22 protein-coding genes and 1 tRNA gene are annotated in these 22,795 nt (G+C 70.3%); 13 read left to right on the plus strand and 10 right to left on the minus strand.

The genetic code is table 11. The features are described from left to right. From Q8S40_RS02875 to Q8S40_RS02910, 8 genes are all read left to right on the plus strand, one after another. Window positions 1-695, plus strand: a 695-nt coding sequence (locus Q8S40_RS02875; RefSeq protein ID WP_305669217.1) for an HlyD family efflux transporter periplasmic adaptor subunit, incomplete at its 5' end; no start/stop codon positions are given. Between the two features lie 33 nt (window positions 696-728). After that, window positions 729-1,940: an NAD(P)/FAD-dependent oxidoreductase gene (locus Q8S40_RS02880; protein WP_305669218.1), complete on the plus strand. Its 1,212-nt coding sequence runs from the start codon at window positions 729-731 to the stop codon at window positions 1,938-1,940. A 97-nt stretch (window positions 1,941-2,037) separates the two neighbouring features. Further along, window positions 2,038-3,375, plus strand: a complete 1,338-nt coding sequence (ugpB, locus tag Q8S40_RS02885; protein WP_304815428.1) for a sn-glycerol-3-phosphate ABC transporter substrate-binding protein UgpB — start codon at window positions 2,038-2,040, stop codon at window positions 3,373-3,375. A 74-nt stretch (window positions 3,376-3,449) separates the two neighbouring features. Next, the gene (gene ugpA, locus Q8S40_RS02890) at window positions 3,450-4,331 is read left to right on the plus strand and encodes a sn-glycerol-3-phosphate ABC transporter permease UgpA (protein ID WP_304815426.1); all 882 of its coding nucleotides are present in this window, start codon (window positions 3,450-3,452) and stop codon (window positions 4,329-4,331) included. Window positions 4,332-4,511: 180 nt separating this feature from the next. Beyond that, window positions 4,512-5,402, plus strand: coding sequence for a sn-glycerol-3-phosphate ABC transporter permease UgpE (gene ugpE / locus Q8S40_RS02895; protein WP_305669219.1), 891 nt, complete (start codon window positions 4,512-4,514; stop codon window positions 5,400-5,402). A 1-nt stretch (window position 5,403) separates the two neighbouring features. Then, complete coding sequence (ugpC, locus tag Q8S40_RS02900) at window positions 5,404-6,474, plus strand: sn-glycerol-3-phosphate ABC transporter ATP-binding protein UgpC (RefSeq protein WP_304815424.1); 1,071 nt, start codon at window positions 5,404-5,406, stop codon at window positions 6,472-6,474. Between the two features lie 16 nt (window positions 6,475-6,490). Continuing rightward, window positions 6,491-8,653, plus strand: a complete 2,163-nt coding sequence (locus tag Q8S40_RS02905; RefSeq protein ID WP_305669220.1) for a glycosyltransferase — start codon at window positions 6,491-6,493, stop codon at window positions 8,651-8,653. A gap of 120 nt (window positions 8,654-8,773) precedes the next feature. Further along, window positions 8,774-10,828 carry an ATP-binding protein gene (locus Q8S40_RS02910; protein WP_305669221.1) on the plus strand — a complete coding sequence of 685 codons (2,055 nt, stop codon included), beginning with the start codon at window positions 8,774-8,776 and terminating at the stop codon, window positions 10,826-10,828. A 40-nt stretch (window positions 10,829-10,868) separates the two neighbouring features. On the opposite strand, the gene Q8S40_RS02915 is transcribed toward Q8S40_RS02910, so the two are convergent. From Q8S40_RS02915 to Q8S40_RS02940, 6 genes are all read right to left on the minus strand, one after another. After that, window positions 10,869-11,231, minus strand: coding sequence for a response regulator (locus Q8S40_RS02915; protein WP_304815419.1), 363 nt, complete (start codon window positions 11,229-11,231; stop codon window positions 10,869-10,871). Between the two features lie 133 nt (window positions 11,232-11,364). Further along, window positions 11,365-11,718, minus strand: coding sequence for a gamma-glutamylcyclotransferase family protein (locus Q8S40_RS02920; RefSeq protein ID WP_305669222.1), 354 nt, complete (start codon window positions 11,716-11,718; stop codon window positions 11,365-11,367). Continuing rightward, window positions 11,705-13,117 carry a phosphoglucomutase/phosphomannomutase PgmG gene (gene pgmG / locus Q8S40_RS02925; RefSeq protein WP_305669223.1) on the minus strand — a complete coding sequence of 471 codons (1,413 nt, stop codon included), beginning with the start codon at window positions 13,115-13,117 and terminating at the stop codon, window positions 11,705-11,707. Before pgmG ends, Q8S40_RS02920 begins: the two co-directional genes overlap by 14 nt. Before the next feature lie 38 nt (window positions 13,118-13,155). After that, window positions 13,156-14,028 (minus strand): UTP--glucose-1-phosphate uridylyltransferase GalU, encoded by an 873-nt coding sequence (gene galU, locus Q8S40_RS02930; RefSeq protein ID WP_305669224.1) that lies wholly within the window; start codon window positions 14,026-14,028, stop codon window positions 13,156-13,158. 84 nt (window positions 14,029-14,112) lie between these two features. Beyond that, window positions 14,113-14,805 (minus strand): DnaJ domain-containing protein, encoded by a 693-nt coding sequence (locus Q8S40_RS02935; protein ID WP_304815413.1) that lies wholly within the window; start codon window positions 14,803-14,805, stop codon window positions 14,113-14,115. 2 nt (window positions 14,806-14,807) lie between these two features. Continuing rightward, complete coding sequence (locus Q8S40_RS02940; protein ID WP_304815412.1) at window positions 14,808-15,512, minus strand: VWA domain-containing protein; 705 nt, start codon at window positions 15,510-15,512, stop codon at window positions 14,808-14,810. A gap of 123 nt (window positions 15,513-15,635) precedes the next feature. Between Q8S40_RS02940 and Q8S40_RS02945 the strand changes: the two genes are divergently transcribed. Continuing rightward, entirely contained in the window at window positions 15,636-16,205 is a 570-nt protein-coding gene (locus tag Q8S40_RS02945; protein WP_305669225.1) for a hypothetical protein, read from the plus strand. Here Q8S40_RS02945 and Q8S40_RS02950 read toward each other — a convergent pair. Continuing rightward, complete coding sequence (locus Q8S40_RS02950; RefSeq protein WP_304815438.1) at window positions 16,150-18,429, minus strand: NADP-dependent malic enzyme; 2,280 nt, start codon at window positions 18,427-18,429, stop codon at window positions 16,150-16,152. The two genes, Q8S40_RS02945 and Q8S40_RS02950, sit on opposite strands and share 56 nt — an antisense overlap. Before the next feature lie 129 nt (window positions 18,430-18,558). Here Q8S40_RS02950 and Q8S40_RS02955 point away from each other — a divergent pair, with 129 nt between their 5' ends. The 3 genes from Q8S40_RS02955 to Q8S40_RS02965 all read left to right on the plus strand — a co-directional run bounded on the left by Q8S40_RS02955 (window position 18,559) and on the right by Q8S40_RS02965 (window position 20,743). Beyond that, window positions 18,559-18,999 carry a hypothetical protein gene (locus Q8S40_RS02955; RefSeq protein ID WP_305669226.1) on the plus strand — a complete coding sequence of 147 codons (441 nt, stop codon included), beginning with the start codon at window positions 18,559-18,561 and terminating at the stop codon, window positions 18,997-18,999. 19 nt (window positions 19,000-19,018) lie between these two features. After that, a complete protein-coding gene (locus Q8S40_RS02960) occupies window positions 19,019-19,840 on the plus strand; it encodes a hypothetical protein (RefSeq protein WP_305669227.1) in 822 nt (273 codons plus the stop codon). 237 nt (window positions 19,841-20,077) lie between these two features. Next, a complete protein-coding gene (locus Q8S40_RS02965) occupies window positions 20,078-20,743 on the plus strand; it encodes a GNAT family N-acetyltransferase (protein ID WP_305669228.1) in 666 nt (221 codons plus the stop codon). A 25-nt stretch (window positions 20,744-20,768) separates the two neighbouring features. On the opposite strand, the gene Q8S40_RS02970 is transcribed toward Q8S40_RS02965, so the two are convergent. Further along, window positions 20,769-20,854 (minus strand) — tRNA-Leu (locus tag Q8S40_RS02970). Between the two features lie 28 nt (window positions 20,855-20,882). On the opposite strand from Q8S40_RS02970, the gene lipB reads away from it, so the two are divergent. Then, window positions 20,883-21,566 carry a lipoyl(octanoyl) transferase LipB gene (gene lipB / locus Q8S40_RS02975; protein WP_305669229.1) on the plus strand — a complete coding sequence of 228 codons (684 nt, stop codon included), beginning with the start codon at window positions 20,883-20,885 and terminating at the stop codon, window positions 21,564-21,566. A gap of 1 nt (window position 21,567) precedes the next feature. Here lipB and Q8S40_RS02980 read toward each other — a convergent pair whose 3' ends face one another. Both Q8S40_RS02980 and Q8S40_RS02985 read right to left on the minus strand, forming a co-directional pair. Continuing rightward, window positions 21,568-22,386: a hypothetical protein gene (locus tag Q8S40_RS02980; RefSeq protein ID WP_305669230.1), complete on the minus strand. Its 819-nt coding sequence runs from the start codon at window positions 22,384-22,386 to the stop codon at window positions 21,568-21,570. Window positions 22,387-22,471: 85 nt separating this feature from the next. Then, complete coding sequence (locus Q8S40_RS02985) at window positions 22,472-22,654, minus strand: hypothetical protein (RefSeq protein WP_304815402.1); 183 nt, start codon at window positions 22,652-22,654, stop codon at window positions 22,472-22,474. Between the last annotated feature and the right edge of the window lie 141 nt (window positions 22,655-22,795).

The raw sequence follows: 22,795 nt of genomic DNA on the forward strand, positions 1-22,795 counted from the left end.
AGGGCTTCGCCCGGATGCGGGAGGTGCGGGAGCTGGAGCGGCTGGAGGCACAGGCGCGCGGCGATATGGGCCTGTATGCGGCGCAGGAGGCGCAGTTCCGCCAGGCCATCGCGCAGGCGGAGGCCGAGCTCGCGACGTTCCGCCTGACCCGCGCGCAGGACATCGCCCGCGAATTGCAGGACGCACAGCAACAGATGGTAGAGGCCGAGCAGCGGCTGGTCTCCGCCGAGAATATCCGCGCGCGGCGCGATCTGGTGGCCTCCGAGCCCGGCATCGTCACCGATATCCGCTTCGTCACGCCGGGCAGCAGCATCACGGATGGCCAGCCGGTGCTGGATCTGGTGCCGCTGGATGACCGGCTGGTGGTGGAAGCCCGCGTGGCACCGACCGATGTCGAGCAGCTGCGCGTCGGCCAGCCCGTGAATGTGCGGCTGACCGCGCTGCGCCAGCGCACCACGCCGCTGCTGGCGGGCGAGCTCACCTATGTCTCGGCCGACCAGCAGACCGATCCGCAGGGGGCGGTGTTCTTCCTGGCCCGCGCCGAGATCGCGGCGACCGAGATGGAGCGCCTGCCCGGGCTGCGGCTGACCGCCGGCATGCCGACCGAGATCTTCGTGCTCGGCGAGGTCCGCAGCGCGCTGAGCTACCTGGTTTCGCCGATCCGGGACTCGCTGCGGCGCGCGCTCAGGGATTAGATGCGCCCCAAACCCAGGGGACGCACCGATTCCATGACTGTGAACGACCGCCGCATCGCCATCATCGGCGCCGGCCCCGTGGGGCTGGTGCTGGCCTTGAGGCTGGCCACGCTGGGGCTGCCGAGCGTGGTGCTGGAGGCTGGCGCGGATATCAGCGAGGAGCTGCGCGCCTCCACCTTCCACCCGCCAAGCCTCGACATGCTGGACAGCCTGGGCGTGGCGGCGCCGCTGATCGAACAGGGGCTGGTGACGCCGACTTGGCAGATCCGCCGGCATGAGGATGGCGCGCGGGCGGTGTTCGACCTGTCCGTATTGAAGGACGACACGGCGCATCCCTACCGGCTACAGGCGGAGCAGTGGAAACTCTCCCGCCTCATCCTGGCGAAGCTGGCGGCGGAGCATGCCGGCACGGTGGAGCTTCGCTTCAACGCCCGGCTGGATACCGTGGTGCATGGCGCCGACCATGTGGCGCTGTCCGGCGAAGGCTTCGAACCGTTCGAGGCGCCCTACGCCGTGGGCTGCGACGGCGCCCGCAGCGTCATCCGCCGCGCCATGGGGCTGGATTTCGCCGGCGACACCTACCCCGAGACCACCATCCTCGCGACCACCCCCTTCCCCTTCCACGAGGTGTTCGAGGGGCTGTCCAACGTCAATTACATCTGGACCCAGCACCCGGCCTTCTCCGGCACCTTTTCCCTGCTCCGCGTGCCGGGGCTGTGGCGTGCCTCGCTGCACACGGCGCCGGGCGAATCGGTGGAACAGGCGCTGGAGCCGGCGGCGATCGAGCGCAAGCTGCAGGCGATCCACCCGAAATCCACACCCTATGAGGTGCCGGACCTGCGCCCCTACCGCATCCATCAGCGGATCGTGGAGAATTACCGGATCGGCCGGCTGATGCTGGCCGGCGACTCGGCGCATCTGAACTCTCCCTCCGGCGGCATGGGCATGAATGGCGGCATCCAGGACGCGGTGGAGCTGGCCGGGACCCTCGCCCCGGTCTGGCGCGGCGAGGCCGAGGCCAGCCTGCTCGACCGCTACACCCGCCGCCGCCAGCCGGTCGCGGCGCGGGAGATCATCGCCCAGGCCGACCGCAACCGCGCCCGGATGCGGGAGACGGACCCGGCCCGCCGCGCCGAATTGCTGGCGGACCTCCAGGCGACCGCCGCCGATCCGGTGAAGGCGCGGGAACATCTGCTGCGATCTTCCATGATCACCGGTTTGCGCGCGGCAAGCCAGATCATGTGAGAAGTCATCCCCTTCACCGAACTGACATAAATCTGTAAAATCCCCGAAACGCAGGCCGTCTAGAGCCCGCCGTCACCTCACGGGGAGAAATTTGCCCATGTTCCGCCGCACCCTTATGGCGGGCGCCGTCGCGCTCGCCGGCCTGATCGGCCCTGCCAATGCGCAAGCGCCGACCGAGATCCAGTTCTGGCACGGCCTGTCGCAGCCGCTCGGTGGCCTGCTGGAACGCCTGGTCGCCGATTTCAACGGCACCCAGACCCAGTACCGCATCGTGCCGACCTTCCGCGGCAGCTACCCGGAGACGATGGTCGCCGCCATTGCCGCCTTCCGCGCCGGCCAGGCGCCGCATCTGGTCCAGATGTTCGAAGTCGGCACCGGCACCATGATCAATGCCGGTCGCGCCGTGATCCCGACGCATGAGCTGCTGACGCAGACCGGCGTGAACATCAATTTCGATGACTTCCTGCCCGGCGTGCGCGGCTACTACGCCGCCGCCGATGGCCGCCAGATGGCCATGCCGTTCAACAGCAGCACGGCCGTTGTCTACTACAACAAGGACGCCTTCCGGCGCGCCAACCTGAACCCCGACCAGTTCCCGACCACCTGGGAAGGCGTCGGCCGGGCGCTCGCCGCGCTCAAGGCCTCGGGCCATGCCTGCCCGATGTCCACCGCCTGGCCGACCTGGCTGCATCTCGAGCAGTTCAGCGCCATCCACAACATCCCCCTCGCCACCCAGGGCAACGGCTTCGGCGGCGCCAATGCCGAGCTGCAGGTGAACAACCCGCTGGTGCTGCGCCACCTGACCAACCTGGTGAACTGGCAGAAGGAAGGCCTGTTCCGCTGGGGCGGCCGCGACAATGCCGGTGAGGCGCTGTTCCCGGGCGGCGAATGCGCCATCATGCTGACCTCCTCCGGCTTCCGCGCCCGCGTGCAGCGGGAGGCGCGCTTCGACTGGGGCGTATCCATGCTGCCGGTCTATGAGGGCACGGATCCGGCCAACGCCATCATCGGTGGCGCCGCCCTGTGGGTGATGAACCGCGGCCCGAACGCGCAGCGCAGCGCGGCCGAACTGCGTGGCATCGCAGAGTTCTTCGCCTGGACCGCCCGCCCGGAAGTGGCCGGCAAGTGGCACATGGATACGGGCTACCTGCCGATCACGCGCAGCGGCTTCGAATCCGCCCGCGCCAGCGGCTTCTACACCCAGCCGGCCAATATCGGCGCCGATATCCCGATCGAGCAGATGCTGCGCGGCGCGAGCTCGGAGAACACCCGCGGCATCCGCCTCGGCGGCTTCGTCGAGATCCGGGTGATCATGCAGGAGGAAATGGAGAAAGCGCTCCAGGGTCAGCAGACCCCGGAACAGGCGCTGGCGGCCATGACCACGCGCGGCAATGCGGTGCTGCGCAACTTCGAGCGTGCAAATCGCGGCGGCTGATGCCACAGCGTTGACCGGGCCAGGGGGGTGGGCATGGCGCCCACCCCTTTGGCATTTGATGGGGGACCGAGGCGTTGCGGAAGAAGGTGATCTTCAAGGGCATCGCATTGCCCTGGCTGCTGCTTTTGCCGCAGCTCCTCATTACCGGGGTGTTCTTCTTCTGGCCGGCGGGCCAGGCCATCTACGGGTCCTTCCTGCGGGAGGACGCCTTCGGCCTGTCGCGGCAATTCGTCGGGCTTGAGAACTTCACCGAGGTGCTGGCGGACCCCAACTATCTGGCGGCTGGCTGGACCACGGTGGTGTTCTCGACCTCCGTCGCCTTCCTCGCCCTCGGTGCCGCGCTGTATCTCGCGGTGCAGGCGGACAAGGCGATCCGCGGCGCCAATGCCTACAAGACCATGCTGATCTGGCCCTATGCCGTGGCGCCGGCGATCGCCGCCGTGCTGTGGCTGTTCATGTTCCACCCGCAGATCGGCCTGTTCGGCCGCATGCTGAACGGGTTGGGCGTGCCGTGGGACTACAAGCTGAACGGCGACCAGGCGCTGCTGCTGGTGATCCTCGCCTCGGCCTGGAAGCAGGTTTCCTACAATTTCATCTTCTTCATGGCCGGCTTGCAATCCATCCCGAAATCGGTGCTGGAGGCGGCGGCGATCGATGGCGCGCGGCCGATGCGGCGCTTCTGGACCATCATTTTTCCTCTATTGGCGCCGACCTCGTTTTTCCTGCTGGTGGTCAATATCGTCTACGCCTTCTTTGACACCTTCGGCGTGATCCACGCGCTGACCGGCGGCGGGCCTGGCCAGGCGACGACGACGCTGATCTACAAGGTCTATGTGGATGGCGTGCAGAACCTGAATTTCGGCTCTTCCGCCGCGCAATCCGTGATCCTGATGTTCATCGTCATCCTGCTGACCGCCGTGCAGTTCCGCTTCATCGAGCGGAAGGTGCATTATTAACATGCCTTCAAACGCCAGGCGCGGCCTCCGGCCGCTTGGCTTCGCGCAGGCCGCGGCCAGCGCCCGTTGCAAGGATGGTCTGTGTGCGGCGCGCCTTCGCGCGCTCGGCCTGCCTGAAGTGCGGCAGGCCGCCGGGTTCGGTTTTCCCTGCCTCTGGGGCTTTTGCTGATGTCTGCCACCATGGACCTCGAAGCCGACCGCCTCGCCCGCGCCACCATCCGCCGCAACGCGCGCAACCGGTGGATCGCCTATGTCACGCTCAGCCTCGGCGTGCTGATCTTCGCCTTCCCGATCTGGCTGACGCTGGTGGGATCGTCGCATGACGCCTCGACCATCGGACGCGGCGATGTGCCGCTGTGGTTCGGGCCGCACGCCATCTCCAACTACGTCTCCGCCTGGCTGACGGGCGGCGAGGCCACGCGCACCACACGCTCCGTCCCCGCCTGGGTGATGTTGTGGAACAGCCTGAACATGGCGGTGCTGATCGCGGTGGGAAAGATCGCGATCTCCCTGCTCTCGGCCTTCGCCGTGGTGTTCTTCAGCTTCCCAGGCCGCATGATCGCCTTCTGGCTGATCTTCATTACCCTCATGCTGCCCGTTGAAGTCCGCATCATCCCGACCTTCGAGGTCATGGTGAATCTCGGCCTGATCAACACCATGACCGGGCTGGTGGTGCCGCTGATCGCCTCGGCCACCGCGACGCTGCTATTCCGGCAGTTCTTCCTGACCATCCCGGATGAATATGTGGAAGCCGCCAAGATCGATGGCGCCGGGCCGCTGCGCTTCTTCAAGGATGTGGTGCTGCCGCTGTCGGTGACGAATATCGCGGCGCTGTTCGTCATCCTGTTCATCTATGGCTGGAACCAGTACCTCTGGCCGCTGCTCATCGTCTCCGACCGGGATCTCGAGACCGTCGTCGTCGGCATGACCAAGATGATCGGCAATGGCGACGCGCAGAATGAATGGAACATCATCATGGCCACCGCCGTGCTCGCCATGCTGCCGCCCGTGGCGGTCGTGGTGTTCATGCAGCGCTGGTTCGTGAAGGGCCTGACGGAGACCGAGAAGTAAAATGGCCACGCTTTCCCTGGATTCCGTCAAGAAGCAGTTCGCCGCCACCCAGGTGCTGCACGGCATCGACCTGGAAGTGGCCGATGGCGAGATGATCGTGGTGGTCGGCGCCTCCGGCTGCGGCAAATCCACGCTGCTGCGCATTGTCGCGGGGCTGGAGACCGCGACCTCCGGCCATGTCCGCATCGATGGCCGGGACGTGACGGCGCTGGAGCCGGCGGACCGGGACATCGCCATGGTGTTCCAGAACTACGCGCTGTACCCGCACATGTCGGTCTTCGAGAACATGGCCTATGGCCTGAAGATTCGCGGCATGAAGCCGGCCGAGATCCGGCGCCGCGTCGACGAGGCGGCGCAGATGCTCGAGATCGGCGCGCTGCTGGAACGCAAGCCGCGCCAGCTTTCGGGCGGCCAGCGCCAGCGCGTCGCGATGGGCCGCGCCGTGGTGCGGGAGCCCAAGCTGTTCCTGTTCGATGAGCCGCTGTCGAACCTCGATGCCAAGCTGCGCGTGCAGATGCGCGCCGAGATCCGCCGCCTGCAGAAGCGCCTCGGCGTCACCTCCCTGTTCGTCACGCATGACCAGGTGGAGGCGATGACGCTGGGCGACCGGCTGGTGGTGATGCATCAGGGCCGCGCCGCGCAGGTCGCCTCCCCCATGGAGGTCTGGGGGCGGCCGGCGGATACCTATGTGGCCAGCTTCATCGGCTCGCCCGCGATGAACTTCCTGGCCGCCACGATGGAGCCGGGCGGCGGCGCTGCGGCACTCAAGGCGGGGCTCGCCATCGGCTTCACCGATGGCCCGCGCGCCGGGGAGGCCGGCATGCCGCTCACCCTCGGCATCCGGCCGGAGCATATCCAGCTCGGCCAGGGGGGGCTGGACCTGGCGGTGGATCTGGTGGAACCCCTCGGGTCGGAAACCGTGATCCACGGCACCATCCGGGGCGGGGAGACGCTGACGGTGCGCCTGCCGATCCCGGCGCGCGGCATCGGCGCGGTGCTGCCGGTGATCCTGCCCTGGGACGCCTTCCACATCTTCGACGGCAGCAGTGGCCGTCGCATTGAACCTGCCTGAGGAAGACCCGCCCCGCATGGATGTGGAGCCCGAGCCAGAAGCCCCGCCGACCCCCGAAGCCATCCGCGCCCGCGGCGATGCGGCGCGCGATGCGCGAGACTGGCCGGCGGCGGAAGCGGCGTATCGCGAATACCTGGCGGTCCGCCCACTCCACTGGCAGATCCATGTCCAGCTCGGCCATTGCCTGAAGGAACAGGGCGACCTGGAAGGGTCGCTGCCGCATTACCAGCACGCCGCCATGCTGGCGCCCCACGACCCGGATCCGGTTCTCCAGGCCGGCCATGTGCTGCGCAACCTCGGCCGGGGCGGCGAGGCCGCCGTCGCGCTGGCCCGCGCGCTGGAGCTTTCACCCGAAAGCCTGCCGCTGCGCCATGTGGTCGCCCTGCTGCGCCACCGCACGCAGCCGCCACCCGAAGGCCCGATGCTGCCGGCACCGCCGCGCCCCACCGGCCCGCCAACGCAGCTCGCCTTCGATGTCACGGATCTGCTGGACTACCTGCGCGCCGCCCGCACCCCCACCGGCATCCAGCGCGTGCAGATGGGCATCCTTGGCGCCCTGCTGGCCAGCCCGCGGCGCCCGGCCAATGTGATCCTGGTGGGCTTCGAAGGCTCCACCTGGCGCTGGTGGCATGTGGATGAGGCCGCCTTCCGGCGCGTCCTCGCCCTGGCCCGCATCGGCGGGCGGGATGACGACCCGGCCTGGCGCGCCGCGACCGCCGCCCTGGTCGCCCCGGATGCGCGGCCGGATGCACCGATCATCGCCGGCTGCACCCTGGCCTCGCTGGGCAATGCCTGGGGCGTGCAGGAATACTTCCGCGGCCTGCGCCGGCTGCGCGCCGCGATGCCGCTGCGCTACGTGGCCTTCGTGCATGACTGCGTGCCGCTGGCGATGCCGGAGCATTGCCTGGACCTGACGGTGCGGCTCTATGCCCGCTGGTTCGCGGCGCTGTCCCTGCATGCGGATGGCATCCTGGCCAATTCCCGCGCCACCATCGCCGACCATGCCCGCTTCGCCGCCCCGCTCGGCCCCGTCGCCCCGGCCCGGCTGATCCGGCTGGCCGCCGAGGGTGGTGCCTCCCCCGTCGCCGCGGCCCGGGCGGCGGAGGCGCTGCGCGCGCCGCGCCCCGGCGAGGCGTTCGTGCTGTTCGTCGCCACGCTGGAATCCCGCAAGAACCACCTGATGGTGTTCCAGGCCTGGCTCGACCTGATCCGCCGCCTGGGCGCGGACCGCGTGCCGCGCCTGGTTTGCGTCGGCCGGCCCGGCTGGCGCGCCGATGCGGCGCTGGCGCTGCTGGAGGGATCGCCGGAGCTGCGGCGAAAGGTCACGGTGCAATCCGGCGTCTCGGACCTCGCCCTGGCCGGGCTGTATGGGCGCTGCCTTTTCACCGTCTACAACTCCTTCCATGAGGGCTGGGGCCTGCCGGTCAGCGAAAGCCTCGCTGCCGGCAAGCTGGCCGTGGTGCCGGCGCATTCGGGGCTGCTGGAGGCCGGCGCGCCGGGTGCGGTGTTCTTCGCCCCGCAGGACCAGCCGGACCTCGTCGCCAAGCTCGAGCTGCTGCTGACCGATCCGGCGCAGCGCGCCACGCTGGAATCCCGCATCGACCGCGCCAGCGCCCGCCGCGACTGGCCCGATGCGGCGCGGGAGGTGCTGGAGGCGCTGGCCAACCCGCCCGGGCAACCCGATCCGCCCCGCTTCCTGCCGCTCGGCCGGCACCTGCCGATGGGCTGGCGCGGCGAGGGCCTGCCCTCCCCGGCCATGGCCTGGGCCGAACGGGTGCGGGAGGGCCTGGCCTGGTGGTGGCAGGAGGATTGGGGCGTCTGGATGCGGGACGGCATCGCCACCCTCGCCTTGCCCGCCGAACTGCCGGAAGGCACGCCGCTGCGCGTGGTGCTGGAGTTGCGCGCCCCGCCGCGCCCGCTCCATCTGCGGCTCCGCGCCCGTGGCGCCCGGGCGGAGGGCTGGCGCCGCCTGTCCCTGGCGCCCGGCGAGCTGCTGCGCTGCGTGCTCCAGGCGGAATCCGGGCCAGGCGGCCTGGCGGTGGATTTCGATTGCGGCGATGGCGTGCCGCTCGGCGACCGCTTCAAGCGCGTGGTCGGCGCCGGGCTGGCCGGTCTGATGCTGTGCCGGGAGGATGATCTGGCGGCGCGGCTTTCCGCACTGGAGCGGGCCGAGGGCTGAGCAACGTTCCGGCCGCGGATGCGGTCGTGCCACGCTTGGCCTATCCTGATCCGCGAATCGGCCGGAGGCCGCCACAGACCGCGCAGCGCGGCGCGTTGCTGCCTCCACCTCCCATCCCTGGTGAAAGGGTACCGTTCCATCACTCGCGACCCGAAGCACCGCGCCATACGCCCCGGAGCCGCCCGGCCCGGCCGTGCCGCGCTGCTGGGAGGGGTGCTGGTGGCGGGCCTCGCCTGGGGCGCCGCGGCCTGGTTCGCGCAACATCGCAGCCAGGACGCCGCTGCCGCCGCCCTGGCCACGGCGGAGCGCGCGGCGGAGGCCGGGCGGCGCCTGGCCGGGCGGCCGATTGCGGCGGCAATCGCGGCGCTGGCGGAAAATGGGCCGCGCCCGGACACGGTTCTGGCGCAGGCGGACGGGTTGCAGTTCGGCGCCATCACCGATGCTGCCGGCCGCATCCTGTGGTCCAGCCACGCACCGCTGATCGGAAAATCCCTGGCGGAGCGGGAGGCCTTCATCCGCCACCGCGCCGGGCGGGCGGAGCCGCTGTTGAGCCCGGCGCTGCTGGACCTGCCGGGCGGGCCGCGCAGCCTGCTGGCCAGCCAGGCACTGGCCGATCCGCGCGGCGATTTCGCCGGCATCGCCGTGGTGGCGATCGACCCGCGGCGCCTGGACCGGGCGCTGGAGGATGCGGCCCCGCTGCCCGGGCTGCGGCTGGCCCTGCTGCGGCCGGATGGCACGCCACTGGCGACCGGCGGCGCGGCTGGCTGGGGCACCGCCTGGCCGCCACCACCTGCCGCGCCACTGCTGCGGCCCGCCACGGCGGATCTGCCAGCGCTCGCGCTCGCCGCCCTGCCGCTGGCGCCGGACCTGGTGCTGCTCGCGGCCTATGACCACCGGGGTGCGGCGGCCGCGGCGGCGGAGGCTGGCTGGCTCGGCTTCCTCGCCGCCTTCCTGGCCAGCCTGGTCGCCATCGGCACGCCGCTGCTGCGCCGGAGCCCCAACCCGCCCGCCCCCCGCACGCTGGAGGAAGCGCTGCCCGCGGTCGGCTATCGCGGCATCATCGAGGCCGGCGGCACGTTGCGCCTGACGGAAATCGGCCCGGCAATCGAAAGGCTGACCGGCTGGACGGCCGAGGCCGCGCTGCGCCCCGGCTGGCGCATCCGCAGCATGGACGCCACCAGCCTGCCGCTGGGCGCCGAGATCGAGGACCGGCTGAAGCGCGAGCCTTCGGCCACCGCCGAATTCCGCTTCCGCCGCGCCGATGGCGGCTGGATGTGGCTGCGGGAGACGCTGCGCGCCACCGCGCGCACGCCCGACGGCATCGAGGTGGCGGGCGCGCTGGAGGATATCTCGGCCGAACGCGAACTCGCCCTGCAGGCCGCGACGGCGGCCAAATTCGCCACCCTGGGCGAGATGGCGGCCGGGCTGGCGCATGAGCTGAACCAGCCCATCGCCATCATGTCTCTGGCCGCCGAAAATGCCGCGGAGGCGCTGGAGGATGGCGAGGCCGGGGTGGAGGAGGCGCTGGTGCGGCTGCGCCGGATCATGGCGCAGGCGGACCGCGCCAAGGCCATCGTCACCCAGCTGCGCGCCTTCTCCCGCGTCGATGTGTCGGCGCTGGAGCCGGTGGACCTTGGCGCCGCCGTGCAGGGAATGATGGTGCTGGCCGGCCAGGCGCTGCGCGATGCCGGCATCCAGGTGCAGCTTCGCCTGCCGGATGTGCTGCCGCCGGTGGTCGGCCAGATCATCCTGGTGGAGCAGGTGCTGCTGAACCTGGTGCTGAACGCCCGCGACGCCTTGCAGGAACGCCCGCCGGAACGCCGGCGCCTGCGGATCGAGGCCGAGGCCGACCCGCGCGGGGATGCTGAGGCGGTGATGTTGCGGGTGATCGATACCGGCCCGGGGCTGAGCGCGGAGGTGCTGGAGAAGCTGTTCGAGCCCTTCTACACCACCAAGCCGCCGGGCCTCGGCACCGGGCTTGGCCTGTCCATCTCCCGCACCATCATGCGCGGGCTGGGTGGGCGGATCGTGGCCGGCAATGCGCCGGAAGGCTCGGAGATGGGCGCCGAATTCACCCTGGTGTTCCGCCGTGCGCTGCCCGCCTCCGGCGCCCCCATGGCGGAGCCGGAGGTGCGCGCCGCGGCACCCGCCCCACGCTGGCCGGCCGCGATCTGAGGCCCCGGCCGGCTGCCCCGGACCCGTTGGGCCGTACCTATCAGGCCGCCGCGCAGAGGCGGCCCAGCATGGCGATCAGCTCACCCGGATCGTAGGGCTTGGCGAGCACCATGGCGTTCTGGTGCCCGGGTGGCAGGCCCGAGGCGCCATAGCCGGTGGCGATGACATAGGGGATGCCACGCGCCGCGAGCAGGTCCGCGACCGGTGTCGAGGTCTCGCCGGCCAGGTTGAGGTCGAGCACCACGGCATCCGGGCGCTCGCCTTCCAGGAAGCGCAGCGCCTCCTCCACCGTCGCGGCGGGGCCGAGCACCTGGAACCCGGCGTCCAGCAACGCGTCCTCCACCAGCATGGCAACCAGGGCCTCGTCCTCGATGACCAGGACCCTCCTGACGATACCCGACATTGCCCCCTCCGTTCGCCCTGTGGTCCAGCCCAGTTGGAACGCCAGCGCCATGCGAGCGTTCCACCAGCCGTGGTCTCTCGCCGCAAAACACCACTGTCCACATTATCGCATCGCTTTCGTACCAGATGTACGATCAACACTCCGCCAACAAAATGTGGGCAATCCAGGCCATTGCCAGGACTGGCCCGCGTCCGGGCCGGCATGGGCGGACCGGACGCAGCCGGTAGGCGGCACCCTCATAAGCCATCAGCCGGCGCAGCGGTGCGCCGCAGACCCGAATGACCACGCCCGCCACCCGCCCGCCCCGGGCGCGGCGGAGGGTGGGGTAGGGCTGGCGCCGCAGCATCACCCGGCGCCAGCCGGCCAGCAGGGCGGGGCGCCACGCCCGAGGCGGAAAACGGCGGCCGGACCGGGCCGCCAGCACCGCCGGGTCCAGCAAGGTGCCGTAGAGGAAAACCTCCACGGCGGCGCCCTCAGTGGCCGGCATTCTCGCCGGAGAAATCCGGCACGGGCAGGCCGGAGGCCTGCAGCTGGCGGGCGATGTCGGCTTTCAGCCGGTCGAGCCCGGACTCCGAGGACGCCTCGGCGCGGGCCACCAGCACCGCCTGGGTGTTGGACGCCCGCAGCAGCCACCAGCCATCCTCGGTCAGCACCCGCACACCATCCACGTCCTGCACCTTCGCACCTTCATCGGCCAGGCGCTGCTTCACCTCCGTGATGACGCCGAACTTGCGGGTATCGGCGCAGTCGAAGCGCAGTTCCGGCGTGTTGATCACCTGTGGCAGCGCGGCGCGCAGCTGGCTCAGCGTCTCCGGACTGCGGGCGAGGATGCCGAGCAGGCGAAGGGCCGAGTACGGCGCGTCGTCGAAGCCGTACCACTTGTCGGCGAAAAAAATGTGTCCAGACATTTCGCCGGCCAGCGGGCTGCCGGTTTCCGCCATCTTGGACTTGATGAGCGAATGGCCGGTCTTCCACATCAGCGGCGTGCCGCCGGCCTTGGCGATCTCATCGAACAGCACCTGGCTGGCCTTCACATCGGCGATGATGACCCCGCCGGGCTTGGTCTTCAGCACATCGCGCGCCAGCACCACCAGAAGCTGGTCGCCGAACAGGATGTGGCCCTCGCCATCCACCACGCCGATGCGGTCCGCATCGCCATCGAAGGCGATGCCGAGATCGGCGCCCTGCTTGGCGACCTCGGCGATGATCTGCTCGAGGTTCTTTGCTACCGTCGGGTCCGGATGGTGCGCCGGGAAGGTGCCGTCGATGCTGCCATTGATGATGTAGTGGGTGCCCGGAAGCTGCGCCGTCAGCAGCTTCACGATCTCCGCGCCCGAGCCATTGCCCGGGTCCCACACCACCTTCAGCGCGCGATCGCCGCCGTCCCAATCCTGCATCATCCGCGCGACATAGCGTTCGGAGACATCGACCTGTTCATCCGTGCCGACGGCGGTGGGCACCACATCGCCGTCCGCCGCCATGCGGCCGATTTCCTGGATCTGCGCGCCATAGAACGGCTTGCCGGCCAGCATCATCTTGAAACCGTTGTAGTCCGGCGGATTATGGCTGCCGGTGACCATGATCGCGCCATCGGCCTCCAGCGCGTAGGAGGCGAAGTACAGCATCGGCGTCGGCCCGCAGCCGATGCGCGCCACCTGCAGCCCGCAGGCGCGCAGCCCGGCGACCAGCTGCGCCTCCATCTCCGGGGAGGACAGCCGCCCGTCATAGCCCACCGCCACCTTGGTCCCGCCGGCGCGGGAGACCATGGAGCCGAAGCAGCGGCCGATGGCGAAGGCGTCCTCGGGGTGCAGGGTCTGCCCGACAATGCCGCGGATATCGTATTCCCGCAGCGAGGTCGGGTCGAAACGGTGGTTGAAGGCGGTCATCGGCGGCGGCTCTCCCGTCGTTCTCTACTGGGCGTCGTCTACTGGGCGTATTTCTTCAGGATGCCCCGCATGGCAGGCGCCATGTCCGGGCGGGCCAGGGCAAAGGCCACCTGGGCTTCCAGGTAGCCGGCCTTGTCGCCGCAATCGAAGCGGCGGCCCTCATAGAGAACGCCGTGGAACGGTTGGGTTCCGATCAGCTTCGCCATGCTGTCGGTGAGCTGGATCTCGTTGCCCGCGCCCTTTTCCTGCGTCGCCAGAAGCCCCATCACCTCCGGCATCAGCACGTAGCGGCCAATGACGGTGAGGTTCGAGGGGGCCTTCTCGATCGGCGGCTTCTCCACCAGGCCCTTCACCTCGACCAGGTTGCCGGTGGTGGCGCCGGGGTCGATCACGCCATAGCTGCTGACGCGTTCCTTGGGCACCGCCTCGATCGCCACCACGTTGCCGCCGGTTTCGTTGTAGGCGTCGACCAGCTGCTTGGTGCAGGACACGTCGCACAGCATCAAATCGTCCGGCAGCAGGATGGCGAAGGGCTCATCGCCGACGAAGGCCCGCGCGCACCAGATGGCATGGCCAAGGCCGAGCGGCACCTGCTGGCGGGTGGAGACCACGGAACCGGGCGGCATCGCCTGGGCGTGCAGCATCGCCAGTTCCTTGGTCTTGTTGCGCTCCACCAGGGTGCGCTCCAGCTCATAGGCGACGTCGAACTGGTCCACCAGCATGGTCTTGCCGCGGCCGGTGACGAAGCAGAACTGCTCGATCCCCGCGGCGCGAGCTTCCTCCACCGCGTATTGAATCAGCGGCTTGTCGACAACGGGCAGCATTTCCTTCGCCATCTGCTTGGTGGCGGGCAGGAAACGCGTGCCGAGACCGGCGACGGGCAGGACGGCCTTGCGGAGCGGCTTTCGCACGGGTGGGGTTTTCCCTGTCGGTTTGGTGCCGCAGAAGTGCCACGGGCGCCGGGCGGCGTCCACCAGAGCGCCATGCGGGCGGCCTCAGCCGAGCAGGATATCCCGCGCCTCATTCAGCCGGGAGGCGAGCCAGTCCGAACCGCCCTGGTCCGGATGCGCGCGCCGCATCAGCCGACGGTGCGCCGAGCGGATCTCCTCCGCCGACGCGCCTTCCGTCAGGCCCAGCACCTCCAGCGCCTCCGCCCGCCCCATCGGGCCGGTGGGAAAGTCGGGCGGCGTCGCCAATTCGCGCCACTCCGGGTGGCTGCGATCCAGCCAGGCCTCCAGCAGCGGCATGCCATCCGGGTCCAGCGCCGCCAGCTCCGCCATCAAGGCCAGCAGCGCCGGCAAATCGAGGTCGCCGAGGTCGGCACCGCCGAAGCGGCCACCCTTGACCCGGCCGGTCATCCGGCCGGTGTCGTGGTCCAGCGTCATGGACAGCAGCGCGGTCTCCACGTCGGAGGCGAGGCCAGGGCTGGCGGCGCCGCCGCGCGCGAAGGTGCCGGCGGCGCGGCGTGCCTGCACCCAGCGCCAGACCAGCGGGCCGAACAATGCCAGCGCCCAGAACGCCTGCCCGGCCCGCCCCGTGGCCAGCAGCGCCACCAGGAAAACCAGGCCGAAGCCTGCTGCAAGCAGCGCCAGCACCCCCTTCACCTGCGACGGCTTCGCATCGGCGAAAAGCTTCAACAGGCCGAACAGCCCGACAAGCAGCAGAAGCCCGAGGGCCAGCCAGGCCATGTTCAGGCGCCCCGCGGCGCCGGCAATTGCCCGGCAATGCCCCGCGCGGCGGCGCTGCCCAGCCGTTGCAAGGCGGGTCGCCCACCCGCGGCAAAGACCGCGACGGCCCGCAGCAGGTCGCGCAGCGCACCGGCGCTGGCCGCATCGAAAGGCGCCCAGGCGCCACCGGACAGCTTCGCCACCTGGCGCAGCGCATTCCGCGCCACCGGATCCTGGCCCTCCTGGAAGCAGAACACAGGCGTGCCGCGCAGGCCGAGCTGGCCGGCGACATGGCAGGCGGCGTCCACATCCTCCTCGAAGGCATCGCCGATGAAGACCAGGGCGTTGACCTTGCGGCGCTGCGTTTCCTCCAGCACGTGCTTCAGAACGCGGGTGATCTGGGTCTGCCCGCCGAGGCAGGTCACCCCGGTCATCCGCCGCGCCAGCTCCGCCGGGTTGGTCAGGAAGGGGGTCGCGGCGAATTCCTGGAAGCCGCGGTAATAGGCCAGGCGCACGGCCAGCCCGCCAATCTCGCGCACCGCGCCGAACATCTCCGCCTGCAGATGGCAGGCGCGGTCCCAGCTCGGCTGGCGGCTGGCGGTGGCGTCCAGCGCGAAGACGAGGCGTCCGGGCGTCCCTGCCACCGGTGCCGCCACCGGCATGGCGGCCACCTTCTGCAGGAACGCCGCGACCGCGGTGTCGCGGGGCTTGTCGGGCAGATTTGTCATGCATGTAATGTGGCCCCGCCCGGGCCGAACCGCCAGGGTGGACACAGCCGAGCCGCGCGTGTGTCCTGCCCCGCAACGGCCTGCCCCGCGGGTGGGCCGGGCAGAGGCAGCGAAAGGCCGGGCATGGCGAGGTGGGTGCGGGTCGGCCCGGCGGTGGCGGAAGCGCACCCGCTGCACGGCATGGGCGGCTGGCTGCGGCTGCCATCGCTGCTGATGGTGGTGGCGGTGCTCGGCTGCCCCTTCCTGCTGGTGCAGGACTGGCAGCCGCGGGATGCGCCACATGCGCTGCTGCTGAACCTGGACCTGCTGGTCTCGATCGGGCTGACGCTGGCCGCGGCGGTGCTGTGGTTCCGCCGCTGGCATCTGTTCCGCCTGGCCTATGCCTGGGTGTTCCTGGTGCTGGACTCTGCGCTGCAACTGGCCGCCATGGCCTTCGCGCCCGGGCTGCGCAGCGCCGCGGACCCGGCGGAAGCGATGGCGGAATTCCTGGCGGGCCTGGCCTTCATGCTGCCACTCGCCATCGCCATGCAGCACAGCCGCCGCTTCCGCGTCACCTTCGAGCGGCGGCTGCGGGCGGCGGAGGTGCCCCGCAACCCACCGGCCGCCCTGCCGGGCGCTCCACCGTTCACCCCACCGGTCACCCCACCGGCAGCATCCCATTCGCCTGGGCGGCCGCCAGCGCCGTCATATTGACGATGCCCCGCGCGGTGACGCTCGGCACCAGCACATGGATGGGCTTGGCCATGCCGAGCAGCATCGGCCCCACCTGAAGCCCCTCGCCCGCCGCCTTCAGCAGATTGAAGCTGATATTGGCGGCGTCCAGCGTCGGCATCACCAGCAGGTTCGCCGAATCGGTCAGCGGGCTATCGGCCACCGCACGGTCCCGGATCGCCTGCACCAACGCGGCATCGGCGTGCATCTCGCCATCCACCTCGAAATCCGGCGAACGCTCCCGCAGCAGGCGCAGCGCATCGCGCATCTTGCGGGCGGAGGGTGCGCCGGAAGCGCCGAAGCTGGAATGCGACAGCAACGCGGCTTTCGGCGTCAGGCCGAAGGCGCGGATCTGCTCGGCGGCCAGCAGGGTCATGTCCACGATCTGCGCGGCCGTCGGGTCCACCGTCAGGTGCGTGTCCACGAAGAACAGGTGGCCGTTGGGCACGATCAGCGCCGAGAGCGCATAGACCCGCCCGACCTCCGGTCGCTTGCCGATCACGTCATAGGCGTGGTGCCAATGGCGGAACCAGTCGCCGCTGCCGCCGCAGAGGCAGGCATCGGCGAGACCCGCTTCCAGCAGCAGCGCGGCGGCAACGGTCGGGCGGTTGCCAACCCGGCGGCTGGCGGCATCGGGGGGAATGCCCTTGCGGCCCACCTTCGCCTGGTACAGCGCCGCCAGCGGCCCGAACACCGCCGCATCGGCCGCAGGGTCCAGCACCCGCACGGATTGCGAGAAATCCATCCGCAGCCCCATCGCGGTGGATTTGGCGGCGATGACATCGCGCCGGCCGATCAGGATCGGCTCCGCCAGCCCGTCATCCAGCACGGTCTGCACGGCGCGCAGCACGCGCTCATCCTCGCCATCGGCATAGACCACGCGGGACAGGCGCTTGCGCGCAGCCTCGAAGACCGGGCGCATCAGGTTGCCGGAGCGGAAGACGAAGCGCTCCAGCTCCTGCCGGTATTTCGGCATGTCGGTGATCGGGCGGCGGGCGACGCCGGATTCCATCGCGGCCTTCGCGACGGCGGGCGCGATTTCCAGGATCAGGCGCGGGTCGAAGGGCTTCGGGATGATGTAGTCCGGCCCGAAGGTGGGCGCGGAGCCGCCATAGGCGGCGGCGACCACCTCGGACGCCTCCATCCGGGCCAGCGCCGCGATGGCATCCGCGGCCGCGACCTTCATCTCCTCATTGATCGTGGTGGCGCCCACATCCAGCGCGCCGCGGAAGATGAAGGGGAAGCACAGGACATTGTTGACCTGGTTCGGATAGTCCGTCCGCCCGGTCGCGACGATCGCATCCGGCCGCACCGCACGCACCGCCTCCGGCAGGATTTCGGGTTCCGGGTTCGCAAGCGCCAGCACCAGCGGCCGCGGCGCCAGCATCGGCAGCCATTCCGCCTTCAGGATGCGCGGCGCGGACAGGCCGAGGAACACATCCGCGCCGGGCAGCACCTGCTCCAGCGTCCGCGCCTCCGTCTCCTGCGCATAGGCCGCCTTGAAGGGGTCCGTATTCGGGCGGCCCTTCCAGACCACGCCGTCGATATCGCAGATGGTGACATTGGCGCGGTTCAGCCCCATCGCCACCAACAGGTCGAGGCAGGCGATCGCCGCCGCGCCGCCGCCGGTATTCACCACGCGCACATCGGCCAGCTTCTTGCCCTGCAGCAGCAGCCCGTTCCGCACGGCAGCCGCGACGATGATGGCGGTGCCGTGCTGGTCATCATGGAAGACCGGGATCTGCATGCGCGCGCGCAGCGCCCGCTCGATCTCGAAGCATTCCGGGGCCTTGATGTCCTCGAGGTTGATGGCGCCGAAGCTCGGCTCCAGCGATGCCACGGCCTCGATGAATTTCTGCGGGTCGCGCTGCTCGATCTCCAGGTCGATGGAATCGATGCCGGCGAACTTCTTGAAGAGGACCGCCTTTCCCTCCATCACCGGCTTCGACGCCAGCGCCCCGATCGCGCCCAGGCCGAGCACGGCGGTGCCATTGGTGATGACCGCCACCATGTTGCCGCGCGCGGTGTAGTCCCACGCCGCGTCCGGGTTCTTGGCGATTTCCTCGCAGGCCGCGGCGACGCCGGGGGAATAGGCCAGGCCGAGGTCGCGCTGTGTGGCCATGCGCTTGGTCGGCTCCACGCTGAGCTTCCCCGGGCGCGGCAGCCGGTGATAATCCAGCGCTGCCTTGCGAAAATCCTCGTCCATTGCCACCTCCGCCATCAGCTATAGGCGATATCCCGCCGCGCCGCGACCCGCGCCAGGGCCGCGTCCGGTTGCGCTGGCAGCACCGCGCGGTGGGGTGCTAGACTGCCGCAGTTCAAGGGTCTCAGGGTGATGATGAAGTCCGGCAAGGACGTGCTGTGGAGCCTGGATCTGTTCGGCAGCACGCCGTCCCAGCGCGGGCCGTTCACGGGCGGCACCTTCACCGGCGGCCCCTTCACCGGCGGCACGCTTACCAGCGGGCCGGCCATCAAGGGCGTCAGCGTCGCCGAGGTCGCGGCCATGCTGCCGCCCACCGCCGAGCAGGAAGGCGCCTATCTTCGCTATGGCCGCCCGGTGCTGCAGATCCTGGCCGCCGCCGATGGCCATGCCGCGCGGCTCGGCCAGATCCGGGACGTGCTGGCGGAACGCGACCCCCAATTCGACTTCGACGTGCTGCGAACCGCGCTGGGCGAGTTGGAGCGACGCCAGGCGCTGCGCCTGGCCGAGCGTGACCCGCGCAGCGGCGACCACCTCTATGGCCTGACCCAGGCCGGCCTGGCGCTGGCCGGCTGAGGGCAGAAGGGGGGCCAGGATGACCGAGGCCCCGCCGGACGAACCCACCCATGGCCAGCGGCGCTGGCTGGGCAGCGGCCATGCCTGGTGGGTGTTTCTCGCGCTGCTGGTCGTGCTGCTGGCCCTGCCCTGGAGCCAGGCGCGGCTGGCCGAGCGGGGCTGGCCGCCCGACACCTGGCTGTGGCGCTACCTGGCGGTTGCCGCCATCGGCGCCGTGGTGGGCTTTGCCGAAGTGGTCTCCCGCTACCGGGACGAACCCTGGACCGTCGCGGGCAGCCCGCCCGGCCTGACCTTCATCGGCGCCAACGCAGCCGCCGCGCTCGCCGCGCTGGGCGTGCTGGAATACTACCACGAGGTGTTCACGCCACCGGCGGATGGGCTGACCCGCACGCTGCTGGCCGGCTTCGGCGCCATGCTGGTGCTGCGCTCCAAGCTGCTCACCTTGCGCCAGCCGGGCGGCGCGGATGTGGAGGTCGGGCCGGCCTTCGTGGTGGACAGCCTGCTGACGGCGGTGAACCGGGACGTGGACCGCAGGCGCGCGGAACGCCGCATCGCGCTGGTCACCCGCATGGCGCGGCGCCTCTCCGCCCATCCCTTCGAGCATTCCGCGCCGCATCTGAAGGGCGCGCTGCTCGCCTTCCAGACCATGGATGCGGAGGAGCGGACGCGGCTGTCCAACACCATCCGCACCATGCTGTCCGACCCCGAAGTCATCGCGCTGGCGAATGAAGTGAAATACGCGATGATCGGCTATGACTACCTGACCGCCTTTGGCGAGCAGACCTTCATCTGCGCGTTCGACGAGTTGGAGCGTTCGATCCTGGCCGCACCGCGCGGATAGGAAGAAATATTTTTTGCCGCAGCACCGGCAAAGCCGAATGCCGGTGCCGCGAAGTCTATTGCGCCGATTTCCTGAACCGCGCGCCTCCGCCGGGAAATATCACAACTGTCACAAGGCCGCCGCGCCCCGGCTGATTTGCCTTTCGACATCGCGGCACGATCTAGTGTCCACGACAGAGGCGTCGGCGCCGGGTTGAACCTGGCGCCCCCTTTGCGGAAACAAACGCAGCAGGATCACATGTCTTCCCGATGGGCCCGGCAGGCCCTCCACTACCGCCCGATTGCCAAGACCAGTCTGGACCTCGTCACGACGATGGATCTGGATGCAGACCAGATCGAAGACTACCTCGGGCCGCTTCCGGACATTCTCGCCACCGTCCGCCGCGGTGCCTGGCATGCCATGATCGGCATCGAGGCCGAGGGCCGCATGATCGGCTTCTATGTCGTCCACCCCGACCCGCGTGATGCCACCTGCTGGTGGCTCGGCTGGTTCATCCTGGCCCGCTCGCATCAGGGGCGTGGCCTCGGCCGGACCATCCTGGCGCGGGTCCTGGCGAGCCTCGCCACCGTGCCGGCCTGCCGGCGCGTCCGGCTGATCGTGGTGCCGGAGAATGACGGCGCCCGCGCGCTGTATGCGAAGGTGGGCTTCCAGGTCGTGGACCGGATGCCGGCCACCGGCGACCTGGTGATGGAAATCGCGCTGCGGCCGGCCAGCCCCGTCCTGGCCCATGGCTACCGCGCGGTGATCTGCCCGATCGCCAGCCGGCGCGGCCGAAGGCGGATGCGGCTGCGGCCGCGCACCGGGCCGCATGCGGCGCGGGTCATCGGCGTGGAGCGTGGACCGCCCCACGGCCTGCGCGCGGGCGCGGCCATGGCGGCCTGCGCGGCACCGCCGGATCGCTGATTTTCGGTTGAGTTCAGGATGGGGATGGTGCGGTCGAGAAGATTCGAACTTCCACGGGGTTGCCCCCACCAGCACCTCAAGCTGGCGCGTCTACCATTCCGCCACGACCGCATATCGGGTAGGAGCGCGCCTATAGCCGATGACAACGCACCCGACAACGCCCCTCCTTGAGGCTCTGGCCGCCTCTCCCGAATGGTCCATCGCGCCGGGCCGCATGCCCTATGCGCTGGCGCTCGAGGCCATGGCCACCCGCGTTGCCGCCATCCGCGCCGGCACGGCGCCGGAGGCGGTCTGGCTGGTCGAGCATGAGCCCACCTACACCGCCGGCACCTCCGCCCGGCCGGAGGATCTGCTGGAGACCCGATTCCCCGCGGTCGCCGCCGGGCGCGGCGGGCAATGGACCTATCACGGCCCGGGCCAGCGCACCGGCTATGTAATGCTCGACCTGACACGGGACCACGGCACGGTGCGCGCGCGGGATGTGCGGGAGTATGTGCGCGGCCTGGAAGACTGGCTGATCCGCGCGCTGGACCGCTTCAACATCCGCGGCGAAAGGCGGGACGGCCGCATCGGCATCTGGGTGGCGGACAAGGCGCGCGGCACGGAGGAAAAGATCGGCGCCATCGGCGTGCGCGTCACCCGCTGGGTGTCCTGGCATGGCGTGGCGCTGAATGTGGACCCGGATCTGTCCCACTTCGCCGGCATCATACCCTGCGGCATCGCCGAGCACGGCGTCACCAGCCTGCACAAGCTCGGCGTGCTGGCGACGATGGAGGAGGCGGATGCGGCGCTGATGGCGGCCTGGGCCGAGGTGTTCGGCTAGGTCAGGCCCGCGCCGGGCGCCGCCGCGGCACCGAGATCATCCGGTACACCGCAAGCCCCGCCGCCCAGGCGAGCCAGGCCAGCAGCGGCCAGGCCAGCCCCATCCAGCCGGCGCGCGCCCTGTCCGACGCGATCTCGCCGGGGGTCGCCAGGAAGGCGGGGTTGGGCACGGCGGTCAGGCCATGCAGAGCCAGCGCCGCCCGCGCCGCTTCCGGTCGCGCGGTGGTGCGGAAGGCCTCCGTCAGGCGCGGCGGGAAGGCGGTGGCGCAAGGGGCCTCGTCGCGCGGCTGGGCGCAGACCAGGAAGGCGGCCACCGGCTGGCTGCGGTCCCAGCCCGGCGGCACCAGCGGCACGGCGAAGGCGGAAAGCTCCACCGGCGGGCCGGCGCTGCGCGGGATGCTGCTGCGCGCCTCCCCGGCCAGATCGCCACGCGCGATGGCTTCGGGGAAGGCGAGGCGGCTGGCATCCGGGAAGGAAGGGGCCGCCGCCACGCTCTCCAGCCGCGCATCCACAGCGCCGCCGAGCCGGAACCACAGCGCCGCTTCCGCCGCCACGCCGATGAAGCCGAACAGCCCGACCAGCCCCAGCGCGACAAAGGCGCCCGAGCGCAGGCGCATGGCCATCACCACCCCGGCCAGGAAGGCGCCCAGCCCACCGAAGGCGACGGCAACGGGGAATGGCAGGACCAGCACCAGCAGCGGCGCGGCAAGTCCGATGGCCGCCAGGGCAAGCAGCCCGATGGCCAGCAGGCGCGGCAGCGGCCGCGGTGCCTGATCGCCGGTCGCCACACGCCCCTGGCTCGATGCGGATGGCGACGCCATGCGGATGTTCCTTGCTGCTTCCTGCCCGGCTTATCCTGGCATGGCGACGCCAGGGAGCAAGGCCGGCGGACGGAAAACGAGCCGCCTAGGGCCCGTCTTCCTCCACCTCCCACCCCTGCGCCAGGAATCGCGCCAGGGTGGGTTCGTGCTGGTCATCCGGGTAGGATTCCAGCACCTCGTCTTCCTCATCCAGCACCTCGGTGCCGGTTTCGGTGGTGACGATGACCCGCGTGGCCATCTCACCCTTCATCAGCACCGTCTCGCGCAAGACGGTAAGCCTCAGCGCCCGCGGATGAAGGCGGGCGCGCTGCCGCCATCGCGGAAGTCACCCTCGCGCCAGTTGCGGTCCTTCTGGCCCGCGGCCGCCACGGCCGGGCGACGTGCCGGCTGGTCGCCGGTGCGCGGCGCC

The organism is Falsiroseomonas sp. (genome assembly GCF_030695085.1).
Lineage (GTDB): Bacteria > Pseudomonadota > Alphaproteobacteria > Acetobacterales > Acetobacteraceae > Falsiroseomonas.